The organism is Polynucleobacter sp. JS-JIR-II-b4 (assembly GCF_018687815.1).
Classification (GTDB): domain Bacteria; phylum Pseudomonadota; class Gammaproteobacteria; order Burkholderiales; family Burkholderiaceae; genus Polynucleobacter.
Genome location: NZ_CP061306.1, coordinates 974889 through 995247 on the forward strand (window position 1 = coordinate 974889; position 20359 = coordinate 995247).

The window sequence follows — 20359 nt, forward strand, 5'->3', positions numbered from 1 at the left end:
AGTTAAGTCAGCTAAGTCAGCTAAGTTTTCTTTGGAATACTCACGCCATATTTAACAGCAATCACTTCTGCCAGAATCGAAACTGCGATCTCTGGTGGGGTGAGAGCGCCAATATATAGACCAACAGGACCGTGTAATTTTTCAACCTGCTCTTGGCTGACATCAAACTCAAGCAAGCGCTCTTTGCGTTTCTGAGTATTTTTTCTGCTACCTAACGCCCCTACATAAAAGGCAGGAGACTTCAGGGCCTCCATCAAAGCCATGTCATCTAACTTGGGGTCGTGTGTCAGAGCAACAACAGCGGTGTGAGAGTCAACACCAATCTCCAGCAAGACATCATCTGGCATGCCCTTTGAGAAAGTAATCTCAGAACGATTTAGACCCTCGGCATATTCTTCACGAGGATCAATCACGACGACTTCAAAATCTGAAGCTAGCGCAAAATCGGCCGTGTATAGGGATAGCTGACCAGCACCAATAATCACCATACGCCAACGAGGGCCGTAAGTGGTTTTCATTTCCTGTTCAGTACAAGCAAATTCATCACTACGATCACCTAAGCTGAGGGTGGATTTGCCGGTAGCCAAATTTACGGAGCGGCGTGTAATTTGATGAGAAGTAATATTCGCAAGCAACTTTTCTAAAATAGCTAATTCTGGCCTAGGCTCTACCAATAAACGTAAGGTGCCACCACAAGGCAGACCAAAACGGGCAGCTTCTTGCTGGGTTACTCCGTAAACCACCATTTCTGGGGTATCGCGAGTGAGGATTTCGGTTTGAACGCGGCGGATCAGGTCATCCTCAACGCAGCCGCCCGAAACAGACCCAGCTACTTGACCATCAGCTCGTATAGCAAGCCAAGAGCCGACTGGACGTGGTGCTGAGCCCCAAGTCTGAACCACGGTCGCAATTGCGACTGATTGACCCGCTTGGAGCCATTCGACGGCAGATTTGAGTACGCTTAAATCGGTGCTGTTCATGCGTTTTCTTCTTTTTCGTTCTTTTGTGAAAGCTTTTATTAATAACTATTTATTATCACTCTAATGACAGTCTCCGGTGAATCCCCCAACAGCCCCAATTTGCGTCTAGCCATCCTGATATTGGCAGCGGGTGAGGGAAGTCGTTTGGGCGGATATCCCAAAGCCTTATTAAAAAAAGGCGGAGATAGTTTGTTAAAGCGCTTTATTCAATCTACACAGAGTTTTGACCCCATTGAGACTTTGGTCGTTACAGGCTTTTATTCGGACCAAATCGAAGCAGAAATTAAATTACTCAAGCAGGGTGTAGCAAACCCTATAACTTGGATAAAAAATCTTCAGCCACAGTTGGGTCAAGCCTCTTCAGTACGTCTTGGTCTTGAATCTCTAAAAAGTGACTACGATGTTTTGTTGATTGCTTTATGCGATCAGCCTGGCATAGCTAGCAATGAGATTGACGCATTACTGTGGCAATTTAATCAACGAGACGTAAACCAAGAGATCGTATTGCCGATGGTGAACGGTCAACGAGGTAACCCCGTGTTATTTTCAAGAGCGGTGATCGATCAAATCTTATCGATTCCAGGAATGGTCTGCAGGCCCTACATGGATCTACATCCCGAGCTAGTTAAAACTTTTGTTACTGATAGCCAAGCCTTTGTAATGGATGTCGATACGCAGAAGGATATCGAGAAACTAGGGCTGGATAGAATCCAGCCCCATTAAGTTGTATTGAGTTAAATCTCGGCAATCAATTCAATTTCTACACAAGCACCAAGCGGGATTTGAGCAACGCCAAAGGCGCTACGCGCATGTTTGCCAGCGTCGCCAAAAACTTCAAACAACAATTCTGAGCAGCCATTCACCACTAAGTGTTGCTCGGTATAACTGTCAGTGGAGTTCACCAAGCCCATGACTTTAACGATGCGCTTTACTTTATCCAAAGAGCCTAAGTGGTTTTGTAAGGTAGAAATCAAGTCAATCGCAATAGCGCGGGCAGCGGCTTTCCCAGTTTCTGTATCCATATCTTTACCGAGCTTACCAACCCAAGGCTTACCATCACGTTTGGCGATATGACCAGAAAGAAATACGGTATTACCAGTGGTGGCAGCCATGACATAGGCAGCAGCAGGGGGCCCTGGTGGCGGTAAATCAATTCCGAGTGTCTTAAGGCGTTCGCTAATATTTGTGCTCATATGAGGTTTCTGTAATTGAATTGAATAAAAGAATCTTACTTGGAAAGTTGACGCATGGCGCTTTCAAGACCATTCAGAGTGACTGGGTACATACGATCTTTCATGAGGTTTTGCATGATGTCGATCGATTGACGGTATTGCCAGATGGATTCAGGCTCAGGATTAAGCCACGCAAAATGCGGGAAGTGGTCAATGAGTCGATTGATCCAAACCGCCCCAGCTTCTTTGTTGTTGTACTCGACAGAACCGTTAGGGCTCAATATTTCATAAGGAGACATCGTCGCATCTCCAACAAAGATGAGCTTGTAGTCGGGCCCATATTTATTAATGATGTCTTGCGTTGCAGTCACTTGATCACGTCTGCGGCGATTGCTTTGCCATAAGTTTTCATAAACACAGTTATGGAAATAGTAATGTTCTAAGTGCTTAAATTCCGCTTTGGCAGCAGAAAATAACTCAGCAATGCGTTGGATATGATCATCCATCGAACCACCGACATCCATGAGCAGTAGAACTTTTACCTGGTTGTGTCGCTCAGGTCGCATTTGAATATCAAGCATGCCTGCATTGGCAGCTGTTGAATGAATGGTTTTATCTAAATCCAACTCTAGAGTAGACCCCTCTCGGGCAAAGCGCCGTAAGCGCCGTAAAGCGACTTTAATATTGCGTGTGCCTAATGCTAGATCGCTGTCGTAATCCTTAAATTCTCGAGCTTCCCAGACTTTGATAGCCGTTCTGTTGCCGGCACTCTCGCCACCAATACGGATGCCTTCGGGGTGATAGCCGCTGTGACCAAATGGTGAAGAACCACCTGCGCCAATCCATTTATTGCCACCGCCATGCCATTCTTTTTGTTCTTTTAAAAGTTCCTCAAGACGCTTCTTTAAGGCATCCGGACCACCTAACTTCTGCAGCGCAGCTTTTTCTTCATCCGTTAGTACGCGTTGAAGTTTTTTCTCTAACCATTCCAGCGGAATATCTGGCGATAGCGCAATGATTTGTTCAATTCCGTTGAAGTAGCTGCCAAATACTTGATCAAAGCGATCAAAGTGTTGCTCATCCTTAACCAAGGTTAAGCGCGAGAACTGATAAAACTCATCAATGGAAGGGTTAATAACACCCGATTTCAAACCTTCCAAAAGAGTTAAAAACTCTCGCACCGAAACAGGCACCTTGGCCTCTTTCAGATTTAGGAAGAATTGAATCAACATGTCAGAAGTCTTCTGGCTAAAAGTTAGCGATGATTGCGATTCATCATGACCAAGCGTTCAAATAGATGAATATCTTGTTCATTCTTAAGTAAAGCCCCGTGCAAAGGCGGTACGACAATCTTTTCATCGCTGCTGTGCAGCGCTTCAGGCGGGATATCTTCCGCTAATAAGAGCTTGAGCCAGTCGATTAATTCAGATGTAGAGGGCTTCTTTTTTAAGCCCGGCAACGAGCGTATCTGGTAGAAGGCCTTGAGGGCGGCATCCAACAGATCCTGTTTGATATTGGGGTGGTGCACATCCACGATGCTTTGCATCGTATTGGCGTCCGGGAAGGTGATGTAATGAAAGAAGCAACGACGTAAGAAGGCATCGGGCAATTCTTTTTCATTATTTGAGGTAATGATGACGAGCGGGCGATGTTTTGCCTTAATCAATTCACGAGTTTCATAGACATAAAACTCCATGCGATCAATTTCACGTAATAAATCATTCGGAAACTCAATATCTGCTTTATCAATTTCATCGATTAGCAATACAGTCGGCTCATCTGCTTCAAAAGCTTGCCAAAGAACACCTTTCACAATGTAGTTGCGAATATCGTTTACTTTTTCATCACCCAATTGAGAGTCGCGCAAACGGCTTACAGCATCGTATTCATATAGACCCTGCTGAGCCTTTGTGGTTGATTTGATATGCCATTGCAATAGCGGCATGTTGAGGGCAGCTGCTACTTCTTCAGCAAGCATGGTTTTTCCAGTGCCGGGCTCACCTTTAATCAGAAGAGGGCGCTGCAGAGCAATGGCCGCATTTACTGCTAATTTCAGATCATCGGTGGCGACATAGCTTTGGCTGCCCGCAAAGCGATTTGGAGAGAGGGGGGTGGATTTGCTCATAGACATACCTAAATAAGGACTGGATTAAGCATTCAAGTATAGGTAAATGAGGGGAATTTTTCAGTGTTTCTACTGATTTTGGCCTCTGAAATGACGGGAAAGGCATCTGTCCGCTATACTCTTCCCAAATTGATCCAAATCAAACTCATTAATAATGATTTCTATGAAAAAACTCACATTTCTTCCTCATTTGGCCGTTGCTGCAACTTTAGCTTTTGCAGGTTCTGTTGCTCAGGCTGATGAAGTTAAAGGTAATGCCGCTGCTGGTAATGCTAAGGTTTGGCTTTGTGTTGGTTGCCACTCCATTCCTGATTACCGCGCTGATTACCCATTGGTATACAAAGTGCCTATGTTGGGCGGTCAAAATGGTGCCTATATTGCTACTGCTTTGTCAGAGTACAAAAAAGGCGAGCGCAAGCATCCAACGATGCGCGCTATCGCTGCCAGCTTGTCTGACCAAGATATGGCCGATATTGGCGAATACTATGCTGCGCAAACTGCCAGCACACCGAACAACCCATTGAAGTGATTCATTGATAAAGATACATAGAGATACTTTTATGAAATTTGCACTAATTACAGCAGTTTTGCTCTCCAGCATTGGTTTGGTAAACGTAGCAAATGCTGCTAACGTTGATAAAGGTCAGGCCTTGGTAGAGAAGGCTAATTGCGCCTCTTGCCATGGTGCTGGACTCAATGCCCCAATCTTGCCGGCGTATCCAAAGTTAGCTGGCCAGTATTCTGATTACTTGTATTACGCCTTGAAAGCGTACAAAGTTGGTAACGGCAATCCTCAGTATGGTCGTAACAACGCCATCATGGGCTCACAAGTGCAAGCCTTTAGTGATGCTGATATGCAAGATATTGCCGCTTATGTTTCCAGCTTGCCAGGAAATTTTGTTATTAAAAAGTAAATCCTGCTAGTTCAGGCTACTTAGATAAAAGGCTTAGAATAATCTTCTAAGCCTTTATTTTTTATAGGTTTTATCTTAACGCCTCTAGCCCTTGGGCAAGATGTTTACGCATCACCGCTTCAGCAGCTTGCTCATCTCGCTTGAGAAGTGCTCGAAGGATTTCTCGGTGCTCAACTAAAGAGTTTTGCAGTCTACCGGTGCTGGTTAATGAGTCTCTACGATGTAATTTGAGAACTTTACGTAGATCAGCTATGACACCATTCATCCATTTATTGCCTGCAATTTCTTGAATTAGCTCATGAAATTTGCCATTTATCTCAAAAAACTGCTCAATATCCCGGTCGGCAGCTGCTTTTTCTAAGCGGTGGTGCAGGTGATCCAGCATATTCAATTCAGCTTCAGTCGCTTTAATCGCTGTTTCCTTAGCGGCTTGACCCTCTAAAAGAGAGAGAATCTTGAAGATTTGCTCTAGATCTTTTCTAGCTACCTCAGTTACATAGGCGCCACGACGCATCTTGATGGTTACAAGACCCTCAGAGGCTAAAACTTTAATTGCTTCGCGCATAGGGGTGCGACTTATCCCAAACTGATCTGCAAGAGATTGCTCATCCAGCCAGCTTCCTGGGGCCAATTGTTTGCTAAATATCTGCTCCCGCAGGCGGTCAGCAACGTCTTCGTATAAGGGCCTATTATTCAGTTTTGTATTCATAATTATGAATACATGATAGCTAGACAAATGCGAAATAGTCAAGCAGAATGTAAGGATATTTCGATGCAATGCAGCAAAAATTAACCGGGAGTTTTTGTGAGTTCTAAAGAAAACAATTCATGGCCATCATTTCCAGACGCCAATCTAGAGGCCTGGAAAAAGTCAGCACAAAAATCTGCACCGAATGGTGATGTGGATTCCTTGGGTTGGAAAACTCCGGATGGAATTCATTTAAAAGCTTTGTACACATCATCGGATGTTGAAGGTCTTAACTACACCGATACATTGCCTGGATTTGAACCATTTGTACGTGGTCCACAAGCAACAATGTACTCGGTTCGTCCTTGGACCATTCGCCAGTACGCTGGTTTTTCAACTGCAGAAGAATCCAATGCGTTTTATCGCAAGGCGCTAGATGCAGGTGGTCAAGGTGTATCCGTTGCTTTTGACTTAGCCACTCATCGTGGTTACGACTCTGATCATCCACGTGTTACCGGTGACGTTGGTAAGGCCGGTGTTGCCATTGATTCTGTAGAAGATATGAAAATCTTGTTCGATGGCATTCCATTGGACAAGGTATCAGTTTCGATGACGATGAACGGAGCTGTATTGCCGGTGCTGGCTGGTTACATTGTGGCTGGTGAAGAGCAAGGCGTAAAACAGGAGCAGCTATCAGGAACGATTCAGAATGACATTCTGAAAGAGTTCATGGTGCGCAACACCTACATCTATCCACCAGAGCCTTCGATTCGTATTATTGGCGACATTATTGAGTACACCGCTAAGCACATGCCGAAGTTCAACTCGATTTCTATTTCGGGTTATCACATGCAAGAAGCTGGCGCCAATCAAGTGTTGGAATTGGCATTCACTCTGGCTGATGGTAAAGAGTATGTTAAAACAGCGCTCGCTAAAGGTTTGGATGTTGATGGCTTCGCAGGTCGCCTTTCTTTCTTCTTTGCTATTGGTATGAATTTCTACCTTGAAGTGGCCAAGTTGCGTGCCGCTCGTTTGTTGTGGTGGCGCATTATGAAGTCCTTTGAGCCAAAGAATCCGAAGTCATTGATGTTGCGTACACACTGCCAAACATCGGGCTGGTCTTTAACTGAGCAAGATCCATACAACAACGTAGTAAGAACTACGGTTGAGGCGATGGCAGCAGTATTTGGTGGCACACAGTCATTGCATACCAACTCTTTGGATGAGGCGATTGCCTTGCCTTCCGAGTTTTCCAGCCGTATTGCGCGTAACACCCAATTGATCCTTCAAGAAGAGACCCATATTCCTAGCGTCATCGATCCATGGGCGGGTTCCTACATGATGGAAAACCTCACTCAAGAGATGGCTGACAAAGCCTGGGAAATTATTCAAGAAGTAGAAGCCATGGGCGGTATGACCAAGGCGGTTGAAAGTGGTTGGGCTAAACTCAAAATTGAAGCTGCTGCCGCTGAAAAACAGGCCAAGATTGACTCTGGCTCCGACGTGATCGTTGGTGTAAATAAATACAAGCTTGGCAAAGAAGATCTTGTTGATGTATTAATGATCGACAACGATAAAGTCCGTGAAGGTCAGGTTGCACGCCTTAAAGAAATTAAGGCTAAGCGTGATTCCAAAAAAGTAGAAGCTGCGTTAGAGGCGTTGACTAAGGCCGCTGAAGATAACTCTGGCAACTTGTTGGAGTTATCTGTTAATGCAATTCGATTACGAGCAACCGTTGGTGAAGTATCTGATGCATTAGAAAAAGTTTACGGGCGCCATCGCGCCGATACTCAAAAGGTGACCGGTGTGTATGCAGCTGCTTATGACTCAGCCGAGGGCTGGGCAAAACTTCAAACTGAAATTGCTGACTTTGCAAAAGACTTTGGTCGTCGTCCACGCGTGATGATTGCTAAGTTGGGGCAAGATGGTCATGACCGTGGTGCAAAGGTGGTTGCTACTGCTTATGCTGACTTGGGTTTTGACGTGGATATCGGACCTTTATTTCAAACCCCGGAAGAGTGTGCACGCCAAGCGATTGAGAATGACGTACATGCTTTGGGGGTTTCTACATTGGCTGCTGGCCATAAAACATTAGTGCCAGCCATCATTGCTGAATTAAAAAGACAGGGTTCAGACGACATCATCGTCTTCGTTGGTGGTGTGATTCCAAGGCAAGATTACGAGTTCCTCTATGAGGCGGGTGTTAAAGGCATTTATGGTCCAGGCACTCCAATTCCGGCTTCGGCCAAGGATGTGCTCGAGCAAATCCGCAAATCTGTTAAACCAGCTTAGTACAGGCCATAGGCATGCTCGAAGCTGCTGATCAAGCCCTAGTGAATGATCTCATTGGTGCGCCATCGCTTAAACAGCGACGTGCATTGGCGAAAATCATTACGCTGCTTGAGTCAACTCGACTAGACCATCGTCATCGTGCTGATGACGTGCTCAATTCTTTATTGCCTAAAACAGGTAAATCCTTTCGGTTAGGTATCTCTGGCGTCCCAGGTGTTGGTAAATCAACCTTAATAGAATCTTTAGGTCTTTACCTTATTGAAAAAGGACATCGAGTTGCTGTACTCGCGATCGATCCTTCTTCTAGCATCTCTGGCGGTTCCATTTTGGGTGATAAGACCCGTATGGAACGTCTATCCGTTCTGGAGCACGCCTTTATTCGCCCAAGTCCATCGTCTTGTACGCTGGGTGGCGTAGCGGAGAAGACGCGTGAGGCAATGTTGGTGGCTGAGGCTGCAGGTTTTGATGTGATTATTGTTGAAACAGTCGGCGTAGGGCAGAGTGAGATTGCGGTTGCAGGTATGACAGATATGTTCCTGTTGATGCAGCTCCCCAATGCTGGCGATGATTTGCAAGCGATCAAGAAAGGCGTAATGGAAATCGCCGATCTGATCGTCATCAATAAAGTAGACATCGATCCTGATGCCGCAATGCGTGCTCAGTTATTTATCACCAGCTCCTTACGACTGCTCGGCTTTCAAGGCAATCCGGATCACGAATCCCATGACAAAGAGTTTTGGCATCCACAGGTCATGACTTTAAGCGCCCTGGAGGGTAAGGGGGTTCCGGAGCTATGGGAAAAGGTATCTCATTTTGAGTCTCTCCAAAAAGCCAATGGGAAATTTGACTCTCGTCGCAAAGAGCAATCAGGTGCATGGATGTGGGATCGCATCGATGCAGGATTAAAAAATGCATTTCGTAGTAACGAAGCCGTTCAAGCGCTTCTACCAAGCTTGGCAGCACAGGTAAACCAAGGAACTATGGCAGCTTCAGTAGCGGCAAGACGACTACTGGAAGCCATGGGGCATGAATTTTTCTAAGGAGCAGGAAATGAAGGAAATCATTCAACAACTGGAAGCGAAGCGTGAGCTTGCTCGATTGGGTGGCGGGCAAAAGCGCATTCAGGCTCAACATGCGAAGGGCAAATTAACTGCTCGTGAGCGTATTGAGCTTTTGCTTGATGCTGGCACATTCGAGGAATGGGATATGTTCGTTGAGCACCGTTGTCATGATTTTGGCATGGCTGATCAAACTGTTCCTGGCGACGGTGTTGTCACAGGGTACGGAATGATTAATGGTCGCCTGGTGTTTGTTTTCTCCCAGGACTTCACTGTTTTAGGTGGCTCCTTGTCAGAGGCCCATGCAGAAAAGATTTGCAAGATCATGGATCAAGCACTCAAGGTAGGCGCTCCTGTAATCGGCCTAAATGACTCTGGCGGTGCGCGTATTCAAGAGGGTGTTGCATCACTTGGCGGCTATGCAGAGATTTTCCAACGCAATGTGACCGCATCTGGCGTGATCCCGCAAATTTCCTTGATCATGGGACCATCAGCTGGTGGTGCTGTTTATTCCCCGGCCTTGACCGACTTTATCTTCATGGTCAAAGATAGCTCTTACATGTTTGTAACGGGCCCTGAAGTAGTAAAGACTGTGACCCATGAGGATGTTACTGCTGAAGAGTTGGGTGGTGCAGTGACTCACTCAACAGTATCCGGTGTTTGCGATTTGGCTTTTGATAATGATGTAGATGCAATCATGATGCTGCGTCGTTTCTTTAACTACTTACCGCTCTCAAATCGTGAAAAACCACCTTTGATTAAAGGCGCAAATCGAACTGAAGAGCCTGATTTTTCATTAGATACCTTAGTGCCATCCAATCCCAATCAACCTTACGATATGAAAGAGTTGATTGAGAAGATCGTGGACGATGGTGAATTCTTTGAATTACAGCCTGACTACGCAAAAAATATCGTGATTGGCTTTGCTCGTATCGAAGGCCGTTCAATTGGTATTGTTGCCAATCAACCATTGATTCTGGCTGGTTGTTTGGATATCAAGGCATCCATCAAAGCTGCGCGTTTCGTACGCTTCTGCGATGCCTTCAATATTCCGGTAGTGACCTTAGTTGACGTTCCTGGCTTTATGCCCGGCACTGCACAAGAATACGGCGGCATTATTAAGCATGGTGCGAAATTGCTCTATGCGTACGCTGATTGCACCGTACCCAAGGTGACTTTAATTACTCGAAAAGCATATGGTGGCGCCTATGACGTGATGGCTTCTAAGCATTTACGTGGTGACGTGAACTTTGCCTGGCCTTCAGCAGAAATTGCCGTGATGGGCCCTAAGGGCGCTGTTGAGATTATTTTCCGTGAAGAGAAATCGGACCCAGAAAAAATCACTGCACGTGAAGCTGAGTACAAGTCGAAGTTTGCCAACCCGTTTGTAGCAGGTCGTCGCGGTTACATCGATGACGTCATTCTCCCGCATGAGACCCGTAAACGGATTGCTCGTTCACTAGCGATGCTCAAAGACAAAGACTTGAAGAATCCTGCGCGTAAACACGGCAATATTCCTCTGTAAAGGCGCGGACAAATTATGACTACGAAAATGTTTAAGAAAATACTGATTGCTAACCGCGGTGAGATTGCTTGCCGTGTGATGATGACCGCTAAAAAAATGGGCATCAAGACTGTAGCCGTTTACTCAGAGGCCGATAAAGAAGCGCGCCATGTTCAGCTGGCGGATGAGGCTGTTTGCATTGGACCAGCACCTTCGCGTGAATCCTACTTAGTAATGGACCGAATTATCCAAGCCTGTAAAGATACCGGCGCTGAAGCGGTTCATCCAGGCTACGGCTTCTTATCTGAGAACGAGCAGTTTGCTAAGCGTTGCGAGGAAGAAGGCATTGTCTTTATTGGCCCTAAGCATCAATCCATCGCTGCTATGGGTGACAAGATCGCCTCCAAGAAGCTTGCTTTAGAAGCCAAGGTAAATACTATTCCTGGCTACAACGAGGCGATTGACACCACCGAAGAAGCGGTCAAAATTGCTCAAGGTATTGGCTATCCCGTCATGATTAAAGCTTCGGCAGGCGGTGGTGGTAAGGGCTTGCGCGTTGCATTTAATGATAAAGAAGCTGCCGAAGGTTTTGCAGCTTGCAAAACCGAAGCAATGAATAGCTTCGGTGACGATCGTATTTTTATCGAGAAGTTTGTAGAGGGTCCGCGTCATATTGAGATTCAGGTTTTAGGTGACTCCTTTGGCAATGTGGTTTATCTCAATGAGCGTGATTGCTCCATTCAGCGCCGTCATCAAAAAGTCATCGAAGAAGCGCCTTCGCCTTTTATCGATCCGGCGACTCGTAAAGCGATGGGCGAACAAGCAGTTGCATTAGCAAAGGCTGTGAACTACCAATCTGCCGGTACGGTGGAGTTTGTGGTTGGTAAAGATAAGTCTTTCTATTTCCTAGAAATGAATACCCGTTTACAAGTTGAGCATCCAGTGACCGAAAGTATTACTGGTCTTGACTTGGTAGAGCAGATGATTCGGGTTGCTGCGGGTGAGAAGTTAGCATTTAAGCAGGAAGATGTGAAATTAGACGGATGGTCTATGGAATGTCGTATTAATGCTGATGATCCATTCCGCAATTTCCTCCCTTCAACTGGCCGTCTAGTGAAGTACCGTCCGCCAGAGTCTATCAATGGAGTGCGCGTTGATGCTGGCGTGTATGAGGGCGGTGAAATTCCGATGTACTACGACTCAATGATTGCTAAATTGATTGTTCACGGCAAGGATCGCACGGAAGCAATTGAAAAGATGCGCGCAGCATTGAATGATTTTGTGATTCGCGGCATTCATTCCAACATTCCATTTCAAGCGGCTCTATTGCAACACCCACGCTTTGTAAATGGCGACTTTACAACTGGCTTTATTGCAGAAGAATATCCAGAGGGCTTTAAAAAGGATTCTGTACAGCCCGCCGATCCTAAGCGTTTGGCAGCATTAGCTGCGTTTATGCGCTATCGCTATCTTGAGCACATCAAGATGATTGATGGTCAATTGGCTGGTCACGAAATGATCATTGCGAAGAAATTCGTAGTGGTTACCGGCAAAAAAACCGGTTCCATGAATGATCCATATGAAGTACCTATTCGTGTTGAGCTCAAAGATGGCATCTATTCTGTCTACATTGATGACGCGGATGGTGTAAGCCGTTATGACATTGTCAGTGACTGGCGTCCTGGACAAATTTGTCTGCATGCGACTATTAACGGTACGCACAAAATCACGGCTCAAGTGGAGCGCCGCGGCGTTAGATATGGATTAATTCTTGATGGCGCTCATTACGAATGCATGGTTCTAAGTCCTTTAGGCGCAGAGTTGCAACGTCGTATGCCTGTCAAGTTACCGCCAGATACTTCTAAACTAGTGATGTCTCCTATGCCAGGCCTGTTAACAAAAATTGCCGTCAAGGCAGGTGAGGCAGTTACCGCAGGTCAGAAACTAGCCTCAATTGAAGCGATGAAAATGGAAAATACACTATCCGCTATGCAAGATGGTGTGGTTGCTGAAATCTGCGCCAAAGAGGGCGATAGTTTGGCGGTGGATCAATTAATTATTCGTTTTGAATAAGCAGGTAAATGACTATGAGCGCTAAGCCATTTAAGATTTTAGGTATTCAGCAAATCGCTATTGGTGGTGAGAATAAAGATCGACTCAAGAAGTTGTGGGTTGATATGCTGGGATTTGAATACAAAAGCACTTTTGTCTCTGAGCGTGAAAACGTAGATGAGGACATCTGTGCAATTGGTTCTGGTGCTCATGAGATTGAGGTTGATCTGATGCAGCCATTTGATATCGAAAAGAAACCGGCAGTTCATCAAACGCCCTTAAATCATATTGGCTTATGGGTGGATGATCTGCCTAAAGCCGTTGAATGGCTCTCCGCCAATGGCCTGCGATTTGCTCCGGGCGGCATCCGTAAGGGGGCCGCAGGCTATGACATCACCTTTGTCCATCCCAAAGGGAATGATGACTTCCCGATTAGCGGAGAAGGGGTGCTCATTGAGCTGGTTCAGGCGCCACCTGAAGTGATTGCAGGATTGAGTTCATAATTTGGTTTTGTAATTAGCAAACAGGATTCAAATTGGCAAATATATTGGCCATCGACACCTCCTCAGCGTGGTGTTCGGTGGCTTTATCTTTAGGTGATAAAGCACCAGAGTTCAGGCACGAAGCTGTTTCAGCGGGTGCCAGCCAACTCCTGTTGCCCTGGGTTGAGTCACTACTAGCCAGTGCAAAACTGTCTTTAAAAGATCTTGATGCCATTGCTGTTGGTATTGGACCCGGTGCATTCACGGGGGTTAGATTGGGTGTGGCGGCAGTGCAGGGCCTCGCTATTTCAAACAATCTGCCAGTCATATCCGTATGCAGCTTGGATGCAATAGCTGCCCAAATTACCAGCACCGAGATTTATAAGAATACTAAGCCTCAACGATTCATGATTGCCATTGATGCGCGCATGGAAGAAATTTATTGGGCAAGTTATGAGTCTCAGGCTTATCAATTGCCAAAACGCATGAGCGATATCCACCTTACAAAGCCTGAAGATCTTAACTTTGATGGCGTGCAACTCTTAGCTGGTAGCGCTTTAAACGCTTACGGCAGCCGTTTGCCGATATTTAACGGCCCAAAGGATGCTGAGATCTCAATCTCTGCATTGGGAGTTTTAGAGTGCGCCAAACAATCGCTAAAAGAAGGTTTGCAGGTGGATGTGCGACTGCTTGAGCCAATGTATGTTCGTAATAAAGTAGCCTTTACTACAGCAGAGCGTGAAAAGGGAATGAAGTAATGTCTGATATTTCCACGGCAGGAGGTATTGCAGAGCTCTCGTTCATGCCAATGCAATCTGCAGACTTAGATGCGGTTCTCAAAATCGAGTCTGTCTCGCATATACATCCTTGGACAAAAGGTAATTTCTCGGATTCTTTAGCGGCTGGACACTGGGCTTATTGCATTCGGCCTCAGGTAGATCAATTGGTAAAGGGTTCGTATTTGGATCCAGCAGTGCTTTGGGCTTACTGCATCTTATTTCCTGCGGTAGATGAATTACATCTTCTGAATATTACGGTGTCGCCCAATTTGCGCAAACTTGGGCTAGGCCAACGAATGATGGCTGCGATTGAGGGTGTGGCCGCCCAGCAAAAAATGCCTCGTATCATCCTGGAGGTAAGGCCAACTAATGCGGCTGCGGTAACGCTCTATCAAAAATTGGGTTACGAACAAATCGGTGTTCGTAAAAACTACTACCCAGCTAATCCAGAGACTGGATCTCGTGAAGATGCGCTTGTAATGGCTAAATCGATTAAGCTAGAGCTATGACCAATACACATTCAGCCTTCTTAAAAGAAATGGGCATCACCGAATGGACTTCCCGGGATGTTGTACAGGCGACAGCTTTAGTAACCGAACAGACCAACGCTCAAGCCTCTCCTGAAGTTGCACAGTCAACCCCAAGAGCCAGCCATGGAATGTGGTGGTTTTTTGGTAGCGAACCACAGGGCGATGCTCAAATCTTGTTCCAAAATATGATTCGTGTTTTAGGACTGGCTAAAAATGAGTGGGCTTGGAAAAATCCAGGGCAGAGTCTGAGTCAGTTAAGCGCTCCTGAAATGCCTGTTGTAGCAATTGCCTTCGGCGGACCTGCTGCCCAAAAAATCACTGGCGAAAGAGATCCATTGCCGCAGTTGCGTGAAACGGTGTTGGCCTTAAATACTGGTAATGAGGAAGAGATTCCAGTGATTGCTTCTTTTGAGCTTAATCAAGTGCTTGCAAAACCAGGCGATAAAGCTTTGCTTTGGCAGGATATGTTGTTAGCGAGATCTGTGCTGCAAAACAGTTGATATAACAGAGTAGTCAGGATTACTGCTTGTGTTCGCCGATCAGATGCATGGAGTCGTACTCTGCTTGATTTCTGGCGTGGCGTTTGATGACTAGCCACATAATTAGGCTAACAATCAAACCAAATCCGATTATTACAAATTGAACTGGTATATCCAGCCAGATCAGCAGAGAATAAACTAACAACATCACCAGAACAGAAATGTTCTCGTTAAAGTTCTGTACTGCAATGGAGTGGCCAGCAGACATCAGGACGTGACCGCGATGTTGCAACAAGGCATTCATTGGCACTACAAAGTAACCCGCCAACCAACCTACTAGAATTAATAAAAAATAAGCAGGCAATAAGTTCAGGGATATCTGAAACTTACCCACTGTAAGGATGCTTGTATTGGGGAGCATATCTGAGTTATAGACTGCCATGACGCAGACCACCAGGCCCATAGCAATGCCATAGGGCAATACCTTTAAGGATTTACGAAGCGGAATGCGCCAAGCCGCATAAACAGCGCCACCGGCAACGCCTACAGCTGAAATGGCTTGCAAGATAGCTCCTTGCGATAGATTCATGTGCAAAGCCACTTGCGCCCACTTAATGACAATGAATTGCAGAGTTGCACCAGCGCCCCAAAACAAGGTAGTTACCGCTAGGGAGATTTGACCTAAGCGATCATTCCAGAGCGTCTTAAAGCAAATGGCAAAGTCTTTGACCAATTCAATTGGATTGGTTTTCTGTGAAACGTAACGTGCGCCAGTATCGGGAATCTTTAGGTTAATGAGTGCGGCAACGACATAAATCATCATGATGATCAGAATTGCCGACTCTGCTGGCGTATCAATGCCAGTGTCAAATGTAGGCATGTCCAGGGCTAAGAGGCTTTGAGATACAGTACTGCTAATCAGTACGCCACCTAAAACGGTGCCCATAATGATGGAGCCTACCGTTAATCCCTCAATCCAGCCATTGGCAGCGACTAATTTTTCAGGGGGCAGAAGCTCGGTCAAAATTCCATATTTAGCTGGTGAGTAAGCGGCGGCACCAAGGCCAACGATGGCATAGGCCATCAAAGGGTGACTGCCAAACAGCATAGCCACGCACCCAACAAACTTAATGGTATTGGTGATAAACATGACATTACCCTTGGGCCGGGAGTCTGCAAAGGCTCCAACAAAGGCTGCCAGAAGAACGTAGGACAATACAAAGAACAATTTGAGCAGCGGCGTCATCCAGGCCGGAGCTTGAAGCTGGGCCAAGAGCGCAATAGCGGCAATTAGGAGAGCATTATCGGCAAGCGACGAAAAAAATTGCGCCGCCATAATGATGTAAAAGCTACGGTTCATTCGTACAATCTAGTCATTACTGCAATTAAAGCATGAAAGGAGGGGTGAAAATGGGTGATTCAGCTAACGGCCTGATTAATAGGCCAATTTTGGCATCTATTAATACTGCCGCCTTTCAGCATAATTTAAACCGAGTTCGGGAATTGGCGCCAGAATCCAAAATTTGGTCTGTCATTAAAGCTCGCGCCTATGGCCATTGTTTTGAGGCGGCATTAAAAGGGCTATCTTCTACAGATGGCTTTGCCTTGCTAGACATACAAGATGCCGCCTGGTTAAGGGAACACGGCTGGCAGGGGCGCATCCTCCTTTTAGAGGGTTTATTTCATGAAAATGAGCTAAGCCGAGCGGAAGATTTAGCATGCGACCTCGTGGTCCATTGTGATGCTCAAGTGGATTGGCTGGAGCGATTTAAAGGTAAAAACCACAAGCCTTTAAGTGTCTTTCTAAAGATGAATACCGGTATGAATCGCTTGGGATTTAAGCCCGAAATATATCGAACTGTTTTTCATCGCTTGCATGCAGCTGGTTATCACATGCACCACATGACCCATTTTGCCAATGCAGATCAAGTAGATCAGTTACCTTCAGTTGGCGGTCAACAAGAATTATTTAATGAAACGATTGCTGGTTTAGAAGGTGCAACATCACTAGCAAACTCTGCAGCTATTTTGTGGCATCGTAACGCCTTAGGTGATTGGGTGCGCCCAGGCATCATGCTCTATGGCGCATCACCAACAGGGCTGCATGCTGATATCGAGCATGCCAATCTCAGGGCGGTTATGCAACTTCATAGTGAAATTATTGATATTCAAGAACTTCAAAAAGGGGATCGCATTGGTTACGGCGGTCGTTATGAGGCACCTAATGCCATGCGTATCGGCATTGTGGCTTGTGGCTATGCAGATGGGTATCCACGTCATGCTAAAGATGGCACGCCGGTTTGGGTTGGCAATGGTGATCATGGGATCATTTGCCCTCTAGTGGGAAGAGTTTCTATGGACATGCTAGCGATTGATTTAAGCAATGCGCCAAATGCAGGCATCGGTAGCGTAGTTCAACTCTGGGGTGACAAAGTTCCAGTCGATGATGTGGCGCAAATGAGTGGCACGATTGGTTATGAATTGCTATGTGCTGTAGCGCCTAGGGTTCCTGTAGCCATCAAGTAAGCTAGTCACTTTCAAATCAATAAATAAAAAATCCTCCAGGGTGGAGGATTTTTTATGAGATCTGATCAGTTTATTTATTCCAGAACTGCCACCATCTGCGCTCTTTTTGAACGCGTTGACCGGTGATCATCATTTGACTGTCTGGAAAGTTTAATTTGAAGACGCGCGCAGAATCATTGCTGAGTTCAACCATGCCAAGCTTCTCATAAGACTTGGTGAGAATGTAGAGCGCTTCTTCAACGGCAGGTGCGCGATCATAATCACGAATGACTAGTTGTGCGCGATTGGCTGCGGCAAGATAGGCGCCTCGCTGATAGTAAAAGCGCGCAACGATAACATCCGCCTCAGCAAGAGAGTTCACGATATAGCGCATGCGATCTAAAGCATCTGGTGCGTACTTACTGTCAGGGAATCGTTCAACCACTACTTTGAACGATTCAAATGCTTCTTTGGCAGCCTTGGGGTCACGCTCGCTGAGGTCCTGGCCGGTGAACTTACCAAGCCATCCCAAATCATCATTGAAAGTAATGAGACCTTTTAAGTAGTAGGCGTAATCTAGGCTCGGACTACCTTGATGTAACTTAATAAAACGATCAATCGCAACCAGTGCTTGAGTTTGCTCTTGCGCCTTCCAATAACAATACGCAGCATTAATTTGTGCTTGTTGTGAATAGGGTCCGAAAGGAAAGCGCGCCTCTAATTTTTCAAAGTACTTGCCACACTTAGCAAAGTCAGCATCATTGAGTTTGTCAGTAGCCTCAGAGTAGAGTTTTGCTTCCGACCAAATATCGGTGTCATCTTTGCTGCCATCGCTACCAGCACATCCACCCAAAAGCATTAATGCGAACATAAAAGCTAAAAGCAGGGCAAAAGGAGTGCCGCTTAAATGGAAGCTCTTTTTTTGTGGGGAAGAATTCCCGGTAAGCCTTAAACTGGCGTCTGATATTACGTCGGACATAACTGAAAGGCTCTCTAAGCGTGGCATTGCCGCAAACTCCTGAATCGAATCCCATTGATTATATCGATGATGAGGATTTCATCTCCCTAGATATCCCTTTGGAGATGGCTGGCGAGCGCTTGGACAAGGTGCTAGCAGGGTCTTTGCCTGATTATTCACGTAATCGCCTTAAAGCTTGGGTTGAGGCTGGGGCCGTAATGGTGGACGGAAAGGTTACTAAAGCCCGCTATTTGCTCCATGGCGGCGAGAGTATCAAGGTATTTCCACAGGAAATGCCTGAGCAATTTGCCTTCAGCCCTGAAAATATTCCCCTAGATGTGGTTTATGAGGATGAGGCCATCATTGTGGTCAATAAACCTCCAGGTCTAGTGGTTCACCCAGCGGCTGGAAATTGGTCTGGAACCCTGTTAAATGGTCTTTTATTTCATTATCCTGAGCTCAAGTCACTCCCCAGGGCGGGAATTGTTCATCGCCTGGACAAGGACACTTCAGGCCTGATGGTTGTAGCCAGAACTTCCCAAGCCCAAACCTCCTTGGTACGTCAACTTCAGGAAAGAACGGTAGGGCGACGCTATTTAGCTTGGGTATGGGGTGAGGCCCCAAGTCAAGGCAAAGTCCTGGCTTCTGTTGGTCGTGATCAGCGCGATCGCCTCAAGATGGCTGCAGGTAGTCCACAAGGGAAACCGGCAGCTACTTTATTTCGACGCTTGGCTAAGGGTCTAGTGGGAGAGTCTGCCGTTGCACTGTTGGAGTGCCGCCTAGAAACCGGGCGCACGCATCAAATTCGCGTACATCTAGAATCGCTCGGCTTTCCTTTGGTGGGCGACCCGGTCTATCGTAAGAAGGCCCCGGGTGCAGCTAAAAATCTTTTATTTAATCGCCAGGCATTGCATGCCTTTGCACTAAGTCTTCAACACCCAGTAAGAAATGAATCAATGACTTGGTTCCGCTTGCCACCACAAGATTTATTGGATTTATTGCCTCAGCTGGGAATGAATGATGATGTTCTTCCTAAAGAGTCTGTTGTGTTGGCCTCTATAGAGAATGAATCGCGCTGATGAGTTTGGTAGAGCCCCAGTGGCCCGCCCCAAAGTCGGTGCGCACATTAGTAAGCACTAGGTCGGGTGGTGTAAGTCAAGCCCCGTATGATTCCTTAAACCTGGGTGATCACGTAGGGGACCGTATTGAAGATGTTTTAGCCAATAGGGCCATTTTTATCAAAGAGATGCCAGGCGAGCCTATCTGGTTAAAGCAGACTCACCAAACAATAGTCAGCACCCCGCAAAGTCGAGACTTAAGTCATGGAATGCCAATTGAGGCTGATGCTTCGGTCACCAATACTCCGCAAGAGGTCTTAGTCATCATGACGGCAGATTGTCTGCCTGTTTTATTTACCAACTCCAATGGCACTGCAGTTGGTGCTGCGCATGCTGGCTGGAGAGGGCTTTGCTCAGGCATTCTGGAAAACACGATTGCTGAGTTGCTCAAAATTGCTGGCGGCTCCACTGCGGCAGATTTAATGGCGTGGCTAGGACCAGCTATAGGACCTGAATCATTTGAGGTTGGTGAGGATGTTGTGAAATCCTTTCAAGAGTCCGGCTACGCTGTGCCAATAAAGGCATTTAGAGAAATACCTAACCAGAGTGGAAAGTACCTTGCAGATATTTATCTATTAGCAAAGGCACGTTTAGAGGCTTGTGGCGTAAAAATGATTTTTGGCGGTGAATACTGCACCGTTCGAGATCGGCAGCAGTTTTTTTCTTATCGTCGGGATGGTGAGACCGGAAGATTTGCCTCAGCTATCTGGATTGAAAAATAGC

General features: G+C 46.2%; 21 protein-coding genes. 14 read left to right on the plus strand and 7 right to left on the minus strand.

Annotation, left to right across the window (positions count from 1 at the left end):
- Window positions 1-20: 20 nt before the first annotated feature.
- Window positions 21-980, minus strand: coding sequence for an XdhC family protein (locus tag ICV90_RS04980; RefSeq protein WP_215360202.1), 960 nt, complete (start codon window positions 978-980; stop codon window positions 21-23).
- A gap of 63 nt (window positions 981-1043) precedes the next feature.
- On the opposite strand from ICV90_RS04980, the gene ICV90_RS04985 reads away from it, so the two are divergent.
- On the plus strand, window positions 1044-1703 hold the full coding sequence (locus tag ICV90_RS04985) for an NTP transferase domain-containing protein (protein WP_215360204.1): 660 nt from the start codon (window positions 1044-1046) through the stop codon (window positions 1701-1703).
- 11 nt (window positions 1704-1714) lie between these two features.
- Here the strand turns inward: ICV90_RS04985 and ICV90_RS04990 are convergent, their stop codons facing one another.
- Genes ICV90_RS04990 through ICV90_RS05000 form a run of 3 tightly spaced genes read right to left on the minus strand, consistent with a single transcriptional unit; the run spans window position 1715 to window position 4277 of the window.
- Complete coding sequence (locus ICV90_RS04990; protein WP_215360206.1) at window positions 1715-2173, minus strand: RidA family protein; 459 nt, start codon at window positions 2171-2173, stop codon at window positions 1715-1717.
- Window positions 2174-2208: 35 nt separating this feature from the next.
- Window positions 2209-3384, minus strand: a complete 1176-nt coding sequence (locus tag ICV90_RS04995) for a VWA domain-containing protein (protein ID WP_215360208.1) — start codon at window positions 3382-3384, stop codon at window positions 2209-2211.
- A gap of 23 nt (window positions 3385-3407) precedes the next feature.
- A complete protein-coding gene (locus ICV90_RS05000) occupies window positions 3408-4277 on the minus strand; it encodes a MoxR family ATPase (protein ID WP_215360209.1) in 870 nt (289 codons plus the stop codon).
- Between the two features lie 163 nt (window positions 4278-4440).
- On the opposite strand from ICV90_RS05000, the gene ICV90_RS05005 reads away from it, so the two are divergent.
- Entirely contained in the window at window positions 4441-4806 is a 366-nt protein-coding gene (locus ICV90_RS05005; RefSeq protein WP_072582553.1) for a cytochrome c, read from the plus strand.
- A 31-nt stretch (window positions 4807-4837) separates the two neighbouring features.
- Window positions 4838-5191 carry a cytochrome c gene (locus tag ICV90_RS05010; protein WP_072582384.1) on the plus strand — a complete coding sequence of 118 codons (354 nt, stop codon included), beginning with the start codon at window positions 4838-4840 and terminating at the stop codon, window positions 5189-5191.
- Between the two features lie 70 nt (window positions 5192-5261).
- Here the strand turns inward: ICV90_RS05010 and ICV90_RS05015 are convergent, their stop codons facing one another.
- Window positions 5262-5900, minus strand: a complete 639-nt coding sequence (locus ICV90_RS05015) for a GntR family transcriptional regulator (protein WP_215360211.1) — start codon at window positions 5898-5900, stop codon at window positions 5262-5264.
- Window positions 5901-5996: 96 nt separating this feature from the next.
- Here ICV90_RS05015 and scpA point away from each other — a divergent pair, with 96 nt between their 5' ends.
- Genes scpA through ICV90_RS05055 form a run of 8 tightly spaced genes read left to right on the plus strand, consistent with a single transcriptional unit; the run spans window position 5997 to window position 15076 of the window.
- A complete protein-coding gene (gene scpA, locus ICV90_RS05020; RefSeq protein ID WP_215360213.1) occupies window positions 5997-8171 on the plus strand; it encodes a methylmalonyl-CoA mutase in 2175 nt (724 codons plus the stop codon).
- A 14-nt stretch (window positions 8172-8185) separates the two neighbouring features.
- On the plus strand, window positions 8186-9211 hold the full coding sequence (gene meaB, locus ICV90_RS05025; protein WP_215360215.1) for a methylmalonyl Co-A mutase-associated GTPase MeaB: 1026 nt from the start codon (window positions 8186-8188) through the stop codon (window positions 9209-9211).
- A 10-nt stretch (window positions 9212-9221) separates the two neighbouring features.
- Entirely contained in the window at window positions 9222-10754 is a 1533-nt protein-coding gene (locus ICV90_RS05030; RefSeq protein WP_072582555.1) for an acyl-CoA carboxylase subunit beta, read from the plus strand.
- 27 nt (window positions 10755-10781) lie between these two features.
- Window positions 10782-12806, plus strand: coding sequence for an acetyl-CoA carboxylase biotin carboxylase subunit (gene accC, locus ICV90_RS05035; RefSeq protein ID WP_215360380.1), 2025 nt, complete (start codon window positions 10782-10784; stop codon window positions 12804-12806).
- Between the two features lie 14 nt (window positions 12807-12820).
- Window positions 12821-13288, plus strand: coding sequence for a VOC family protein (locus ICV90_RS05040; protein ID WP_215360382.1), 468 nt, complete (start codon window positions 12821-12823; stop codon window positions 13286-13288).
- Between the two features lie 32 nt (window positions 13289-13320).
- Window positions 13321-14025 (plus strand): tRNA (adenosine(37)-N6)-threonylcarbamoyltransferase complex dimerization subunit type 1 TsaB, encoded by a 705-nt coding sequence (tsaB, locus tag ICV90_RS05045; protein WP_215360217.1) that lies wholly within the window; start codon window positions 13321-13323, stop codon window positions 14023-14025.
- On the plus strand, window positions 14025-14555 hold the full coding sequence (gene rimI, locus ICV90_RS05050; RefSeq protein WP_215360219.1) for a ribosomal protein S18-alanine N-acetyltransferase: 531 nt from the start codon (window positions 14025-14027) through the stop codon (window positions 14553-14555). The genes tsaB and rimI overlap by 1 nt, the downstream gene beginning before the upstream one ends.
- On the plus strand, window positions 14552-15076 hold the full coding sequence (locus ICV90_RS05055; RefSeq protein ID WP_215360221.1) for a hypothetical protein: 525 nt from the start codon (window positions 14552-14554) through the stop codon (window positions 15074-15076). The genes rimI and ICV90_RS05055 overlap by 4 nt, the downstream gene beginning before the upstream one ends.
- Before the next feature lie 19 nt (window positions 15077-15095).
- Here ICV90_RS05055 and lplT read toward each other — a convergent pair whose 3' ends face one another.
- Window positions 15096-16415 (minus strand): lysophospholipid transporter LplT, encoded by a 1320-nt coding sequence (gene lplT, locus ICV90_RS05060; RefSeq protein WP_215360223.1) that lies wholly within the window; start codon window positions 16413-16415, stop codon window positions 15096-15098.
- 74 nt (window positions 16416-16489) lie between these two features.
- Between lplT and alr the strand changes: the two genes are divergently transcribed.
- Window positions 16490-17581 (plus strand): alanine racemase, encoded by a 1092-nt coding sequence (gene alr, locus ICV90_RS05065; RefSeq protein WP_215360384.1) that lies wholly within the window; start codon window positions 16490-16492, stop codon window positions 17579-17581.
- A 70-nt stretch (window positions 17582-17651) separates the two neighbouring features.
- Here alr and ICV90_RS05070 read toward each other — a convergent pair whose 3' ends face one another.
- On the minus strand, window positions 17652-18539 hold the full coding sequence (locus ICV90_RS05070; protein ID WP_215360225.1) for an outer membrane protein assembly factor BamD: 888 nt from the start codon (window positions 18537-18539) through the stop codon (window positions 17652-17654).
- 20 nt (window positions 18540-18559) lie between these two features.
- On the opposite strand from ICV90_RS05070, the gene ICV90_RS05075 reads away from it, so the two are divergent.
- Entirely contained in the window at window positions 18560-19597 is a 1038-nt protein-coding gene (locus ICV90_RS05075; RefSeq protein ID WP_215360227.1) for an RluA family pseudouridine synthase, read from the plus strand.
- Window positions 19597-20358, plus strand: a complete 762-nt coding sequence (gene pgeF, locus ICV90_RS05080; RefSeq protein WP_215360229.1) for a peptidoglycan editing factor PgeF — start codon at window positions 19597-19599, stop codon at window positions 20356-20358. Before ICV90_RS05075 ends, pgeF begins: the two co-directional genes overlap by 1 nt.
- Window position 20359 lies beyond the last annotated feature (1 nt).